Source organism: Variovorax sp. 22077 (genome assembly GCF_052044195.1).
GTDB classification, from domain to species: Bacteria; Pseudomonadota; Gammaproteobacteria; order Burkholderiales; family Burkholderiaceae_C; genus Variovorax; species Variovorax atrisoli.
In genome coordinates this window covers 1-6,289 of sequence record NZ_JBQEQC010000053.1, presented here as the reverse complement: position 1 = coordinate 6,289, position 6,289 = coordinate 1, and the positions used below count along the sequence as shown (strand labels likewise).

Annotated in this window: 4 protein-coding genes; 2 read left to right on the top strand and 2 right to left on the bottom strand. The window is 64.9% G+C overall.

The window, feature by feature from the left end:
• Positions 1-108 precede the first annotated feature (108 nt).
• Both ACTJLF_RS34305 and ACTJLF_RS34300 read right to left on the bottom strand, forming a co-directional pair.
• The gene (locus ACTJLF_RS34305; RefSeq protein ID WP_440884860.1) at positions 109-963 is read right to left on the bottom strand and encodes an EamA family transporter; all 855 of its coding nucleotides are present in this window, start codon (positions 961-963) and stop codon (positions 109-111) included.
• Positions 963-1,847 (bottom strand): MurR/RpiR family transcriptional regulator, encoded by an 885-nt coding sequence (locus ACTJLF_RS34300; protein WP_184606703.1) that lies wholly within the window; start codon positions 1,845-1,847, stop codon positions 963-965. Before ACTJLF_RS34300 ends, ACTJLF_RS34305 begins: the two co-directional genes overlap by 1 nt.
• Before the next feature lie 83 nt (positions 1,848-1,930).
• On the opposite strand from ACTJLF_RS34300, the gene ACTJLF_RS34295 reads away from it, so the two are divergent.
• Positions 1,931-2,827, top strand: a complete 897-nt coding sequence (locus tag ACTJLF_RS34295; RefSeq protein WP_440884859.1) for an oxidoreductase — start codon at positions 1,931-1,933, stop codon at positions 2,825-2,827.
• A gap of 1,097 nt (positions 2,828-3,924) precedes the next feature.
• A complete protein-coding gene (locus ACTJLF_RS34290; protein ID WP_440884858.1) occupies positions 3,925-6,081 on the top strand; it encodes a type VI secretion system Vgr family protein in 2,157 nt (718 codons plus the stop codon).
• Positions 6,082-6,289: the final 208 nt, after the last annotated feature.

Here is a 6,289-nt window from a genome sequence, read left to right as displayed (position 1 = left end):
TCGCGACCTTTGCGTAGTTTTTGTCTTCCTTCTGCGTTCGGCTGCCCGATCCCGCGCAAACGTCGAACCGGGCACCTATCCATCGACAAGCCCCCGGCCCGAAGAACATCAAAGGCTGATCGCCGCGATTCCCGCCAGCACGATCACTCCCCCGGCAATGCGGCGCGCGAGATGGTCCTCGCGAAAGAGCCAGCACGCGAGGAAGGCGCCGATGACGATGGACGACTCGCGCAGCGGCGCGATCAGTGCCACCGGTGCGCTCAGCATGGCGGTGAGAACGAGGACGTAGGCCAGCGGGGACAACACGGCCACGATGAGGATCGGCACAGCGTCGACGCGGAGGACCCCGGGGATCCGATGCCGCCGCAGCAGCGCGATGGGTGTCAGGATCAGGCCCTGCAGCAGCAGCGTGCCTGCGTAATAGCTCACGGGCGCCAGGTGCCACGAGGTGACCGAGTAGCTGTCCCAGAGGGTGTATGCGGCGATGGTGGCACCTGTCGCGGCCCCCCAGAGGATCCCCGGCACCGGACGGCGGCCTCCGAACGGATTGCCCGCGACGACGAGGATGCCCGCGATGACGAGCAACGCGCCCAGCAGGGCCACCGTGGTGAGCCGTTCGCCCAACAGGACAACGGCGAACAGCATCGTCAGCATGGGCCCCGTGCCGCGGGCGACCGGATAGACCACGCCCAGCTCCGCGCGGTCGTAGCCGGCCTGCAGGATCAGCGAGTAGGCGATGTGCAAGGCGGCCGAGACAGCGGAGCCCACCGCGAGCCGCCAATCGAGCACCTGCTGCCCCTTGGCCATGAGGACCATGCCGATCGGCACCCACAGCAGCGCCGAGGCGCAGGTATAGGCCCAGACAAACACAAAGGTGTCGCCGCGCTTGTATTTCGACGCGATGTTCCACAGCGCATGGGCTGCCGCCGCAGCGAGGACCAGCGCGACGGTGCCCGGCTGCATCAGATGATGTCGGGCAGGTCGATGCCTGCGCGCTCTGCCAGGCGGCTGCGCTGCGGATCGCGCAACGCGAGCATCGCGACCAGCGCGTCGATCACGACGAGCTGCGCCAGCCGGCTGCCTGCTGCGGCCATCTGCGCCGGCAGCGGCGCACCGCCGACGACCAGCGCGACATCCGCGAGGGTCGCCAGCGGGGTGCCGTACTGGTTGGTGATGGCGATGAGCGAAGCCCCGGCGGACGACGCTGCATCGGCGATGGCGAGCGTGGTCGAAGTGCGTCCGGTCGAACTGACGGCGATGACGACATCGCCGGGGCCGAGGAGGCGCGTCGCGATCATGGCCGACAGGTAGTCCTGGATGCCGATGGTCGTCACGCCGACCGCGCGCAGACGGAAGACTGCGTCGGCGGCGACCGTCGACGACGGGCCGGCCCCGAATGCGATGACCTGTCGCGCAGACTGGATCGTGCGGACCGCTTCATCGAACGCAGGGAGTTCGACGGCCCCGCCGAGCGCTGTCAGTGCGTCGGTGCCTGCGCGGATGGATGTCTCGAGCACCGTGGCCGACGTCGCATCCGCAGCAAGCACCTCGGGCGGCGCGAAGAACCGGGTGGTGCCCCGGGCGCGTGCGATCTCGATCTTGAGTTCGGTGAACCCGGTGAACCCGATCGCACGCGCGGCGCGGACCACGCTCGGTGGCGAAACGCCCGCACGAGCGGCAACCTGCGCGGTGGTACTGGCACCGACGAACAAGGGATCGGCGAGCAGCAGAGCCACCACCTTCGCTTCGCTGGCAGCCAGATCGCCGCAGCGGGCCTGGATGCTCCCCAGCCATTGCCCGAGTCGCCCTTCTTCCGAAGAAACTCCATTACCAACTTCATCGATCATATGGAATATATTACATTGCTCTTCCGAAGCAGACAACCGCCGCATGAGCAGGTGCTCTGAAACCGGCCCGCAGGAGTCTTTGCATGAATCCAGAAAGCAGTCCATCCGTGGCCGTCGTGGGTCCGGGTGCCATCGGCACCACGATCGCGGCGGCGCTGCACGAGCTCGGCCGCACGCCGTTGCTGTGCGGCCGCACCCCACGCGATCATCTGGCGCTGCGCGATGGCGATCGCCTCATCACCATTCCCGGTCCGGTCCGGACGGATCCCACCCAGGTCGATCACCCGGTCGACCTCGTCTTCCTGGCCGTCAAGGCGACACAGACCGAGGCAGCCGCGGCCTGGCTGGGCGCATTGACCGGTCCGGAAACCGTGGTGTGCGTTCTGCAGAACGGCGTCGAGCAGTTGGAGGGGGTCGCTCCGCACTGCCCACGTGGGCGGATCGTGCCCGCCGTCGTGTGGTCTCCTGCACAGGCGCAACCCGATGGTTCGGTGCACTTGCGCGGCGACGCTCGCCTCAGCCTGCCGGACACGCCGGCTTCCCGCCTGATCGCCGACGCAATGAAAGGCACCCGCTGTTTTGTCGAGCTGGCGGCGGACTTCAAAACCCTGGCCTGGCGCAAGCTGCTGCAGAACGCGGTGGCGGGGCTCATGGCGCTCACGCATCGCCGCTCTGGCATGTTCGGCCGGTCCGACATCTCCAGGCTCACCCTGGGCTATCTGCAGGAATGTCTGGCGGTGGCACGCGCCGAGGGCGCCGAGCTCGGCGATGAGGTCCCGCAGTCGATCCTCGACAAGTTCCAGGCATCTCCCGCCGACATGGGCACGTCCATCCTCACGGATCGGGAAGCCGGCAGGCCACTCGAATGGGACATTCGCAACGGCGTCGTCTCACGCCGCGGCCGGACGCACGGCCTTCCGACGCCGATCGGCGACGTCTTGGTGCCGCTCCTCGCGGCTGCGAGCGACGGACCTGGTTGATTTTTGCCTTCGCGCTCGCTGTCTTCCGCTCCGCCGGCATGTTGCCAGGTCCTTAGCGGCGGTTGTCCGCTTGGGCTCCTCGCTGATCATGCCGCCTGACCTCGTCGCTTCAAACAAGCTCTAGGGGCCGCGCCTTTGTGCACCGCTTCGCCGACGACGGGCGCAGCCCTAGAGCGTGTGTCCATGACGTGATGCGACCGAAAATGGCGGGTTTGCCATGGCGCGTTGGAGTGTCTTGCATAGCGACCATGAGCATTTCGCTTCGGGGCCGTATGAAGGCATTCGTAGATGCAGGTTGCCGTCCGGCGCAGTGGCAATGCCCGCGGCATGCGGCACTGCGGAATGGACGGCACAGGCCCGCCTCACGATGGTGAAAGCGCATTGACCGCACGAGTCCCCAGGGCAGGAGGCGAGATCTGGGTTGATGTACCGCTTGTCTGCAAGCAACAGGTTGAAGCGCGATTGAGCGGGCGGCGAGGCAGCTCGCCGGTCAATGCTTGCGCCCCCTCCATCCGGAAGACGGAACAGTTTCAGGAACATCGCGGAAGATGCCAAGCGAACACTGGTTCACTTCGTCGGTCGTCCGAAATAGCGTCCGGACTTGACCGAGAACCCGAATGCGCAGGCCCACCATGCAATCAGCCCAGTCATGGGCCCGAACGCAAGCACAAGTCCCGTAGAGGCCAAAAAGCAATAGAAGCCATGCCGCAAGAGGCCTCGGACTGCGCTTGACCGTCAGTGCGATGACCGGACTCTCGGGAGCACAGTAGGGATTTCGCTGCTTGGCTTGCTCGCTTGATTGGAGGCGCTCAAGTCGATGCGGGCGACAGGCCGCGCACTGCGCTGCGTCGCACATTGCCCAGAGCGTGGACAAACGTCTCGGCGCTCGATGGCCGAGCAGACGATCTTGCAAGGAAAGGCTGCATCCGCGGATGCACGTGGGCTGCACGCGCAAAGCACATCGACACGGTAGTACTTGCTTCCGACATTCCCCATGCCAAGCGCGGGTTGAAACTTGCGGCGTGGCACTTGGCAGATTAGAAGGTGGAGGACTAGCTTGGTTTGTGGCTCGCACAGAGCCGAGGGAGACCCAAGGAATGACCCGCAGCTTCATCGCCCACAGCGAACTGGGCGAGCGCCTCAAGTTCCGTTCCATGACCGGACAGGAACGGATCTCCACGCTGTTCGAGTACAGGGTGCGCCTGATCAGCGACACCTCGGACATCGCCGCCAAGCGCTTGCTGGGCAAGGACATCAGCATCGAAGTGGATCTGGCCACCGAACTCGGTGGTGCAGGCAAGCGCTTTCTCAACGGGCAGGTCACGCAGTTCACCTACGTCGGCAAGGACGACGGCGACATGCACATCTACGAGGCGGTGCTGCAACCCTGGCTCTGGTACGCGACACGCCGCTCGGACTTCAAGATCTTCCAGTTCAAGACCGTCCCAGAGATGCTCCACGAGGTGCTCGGCCGCTATGGCTTCCCCATCGTGGACAGGTTCAGCGGCAGCTACCGCACCTGGGACTACTGCGTCCAGTATGCGGAGACGGATTTCAACTTCGCAAGCCGCCTGATGGAACTCGAAGGTCTCTACTACTTCTTCGAGCACGCGCAGGGCAGCCACAAGCTTGTGCTGTGCGACTCCATGGCATCGCACGTCGGCCTGGCCCACGGTCCCGCGAAGATCCCCTACCATGCGGGCGTCCTCGCAGCACAGGTCCTTGAACAGGACTTCATCGACACCTGGGGCCACTACGAAGACATCGCCTCGGGCCACTTTGCGGCGGACGACTACGACTTCAAGAAGCCCAACGCCGAGATAGATACGACGCGCCAGCAGCCTGCGGGCCACGACCGGGATCACTACGAGCTCTACGACTGGCCGGGTGGTTACACCGAGATGAGCGATGGCGAAAACTACGCGCGCGTGCGCATCGAGCAGCAAGGCGCGCGACGTGAGGTGATCACCGGGCACGGCAACCTGCGACACTTGGCGCCAGGCTACCTGTTCGAGCTGACGCGCCATCCACGCTCGCAGGAGAACCGGCGCTACCTGATCGAAGCCGTCACCTACGACTTCGAGGAAAACGCACTGCGCCAGATCGGCGCTGCCGATGCCGCCTATGCCGAGGGCACCAGCGGCACGAGCTACCGCCAGACCTTCGAGGTCCTTCCCGACAGCGCCAGCTACCGCGCCGCGCGTGTCACGCCCAAGCCGCGCACAACCGGCCCGCAGACCGCCGTGGTCGTGGGCCCCGCGGGCGAGGAGATTCACACCGACGAGTACGGCCGCATCAAGGTGCAGTTCCACTGGGATCGCTACGGCAAGATGGACGAGAACTCCTCGTGCTGGATTCGCGTTTCGCAGACCTGGGCCGGCAGCAACTACGGCACCATGCACGTGCCGCGCATCGGCCAGGAAGTGATCGTCGACTTCCTCAACGGCGATCCGGACTACCCGATTGTCACCGGCCGGGTCTACAACGCGGCGCAGATGCCGCCCTGGGAGCTGCCGGCCAACAAGACCCAGTCGGGCATCCTCACGCGTTCCTCGCAGGGAGGAACGCCCGGCGACGGGATGAAGGACTCGCCGGGCACGGCCAACGCACTGCGCTTCGAGGACAAAGCCGGCCAGGAGCAACTGTGGCTGCATGCCCAGAAGGACCAGCTCACCGAGGTCGAGCACGACGAGGACAAGTGGGTTGGCAACGACCGGCGCAAGACCATCGACCGCGACGAGTTCAATACGATCCATCGCGATCGCACCGAGGTCGTGGACCGCAATGAGAAGATCAACGTGCACGGCTGGCGTACCGAAGAGGTTGACCAGGACGAGACCATCACCATCCACCAGAACCGCAAGGAACGCGTGGACCTCAACGAGACGATCTCCATCGGCAAGTTCAAGATGCAGACGGTGGGAATGGGCTATACCCAGAACGTCGGCGTCTTCAAGGTCATGTCGATCGGTATGGCCTACATGGAGAACATCGGCATCAGCATGATGACCAACGTGGGCAAGACCCAGAGTCTCAACGTCGGTGAAAAGCAGACCGTCCAGATCGGACAGGTGCGTGAGACCGACATCGGCAAGAACGACACGCTCAGGGTGGGTGACACGCTCCAGCTGCATGGCAAGAAGGTCGCCATCTCCGCTGACGACGAGATCACGCTGAGCTGTGGCTCCAGCACCATCCGGATCACCGCCGGCCAGATCGAGATCCTGTCCCCGCTGGACAAGCTCAACTGCTAGCAGCTCGATGCTTTCTTCACCATCGACCCCGAGCGACAAGGACTCTGCAGGAGTGAAAGCCAAATGAGCGGCAAACCAGCAGCGCGGATCACCGACATCGTATCCGGAGGCAAGATCGTCAGCGGTTCGCGCACCGTACTCATCGGCAGCCAGGGCGGCATCGCCTGCTCGGAGTGCCCGGGTGGCGTCACGGTCGGCAACCCGGTGA

Coding starts and splice junctions, on each gene's coding strand:
- ACTJLF_RS34305 (WP_440884860.1), bottom strand. CDS start 963: ATGCAGCCGGGCACCGTCGCGCTGGTCCTCGCTGCGGCGGCAGCCCAT.
- ACTJLF_RS34300 (WP_184606703.1), bottom strand. CDS start 1,847: ATGATCGATGAAGTTGGTAATGGAGTTTCTTCGGAAGAAGGGCGACTC.
- ACTJLF_RS34295 (WP_440884859.1), top strand. CDS start 1,931: ATGAATCCAGAAAGCAGTCCATCCGTGGCCGTCGTGGGTCCGGGTGCC.
- ACTJLF_RS34290 (WP_440884858.1), top strand. CDS start 3,925: ATGACCCGCAGCTTCATCGCCCACAGCGAACTGGGCGAGCGCCTCAAG.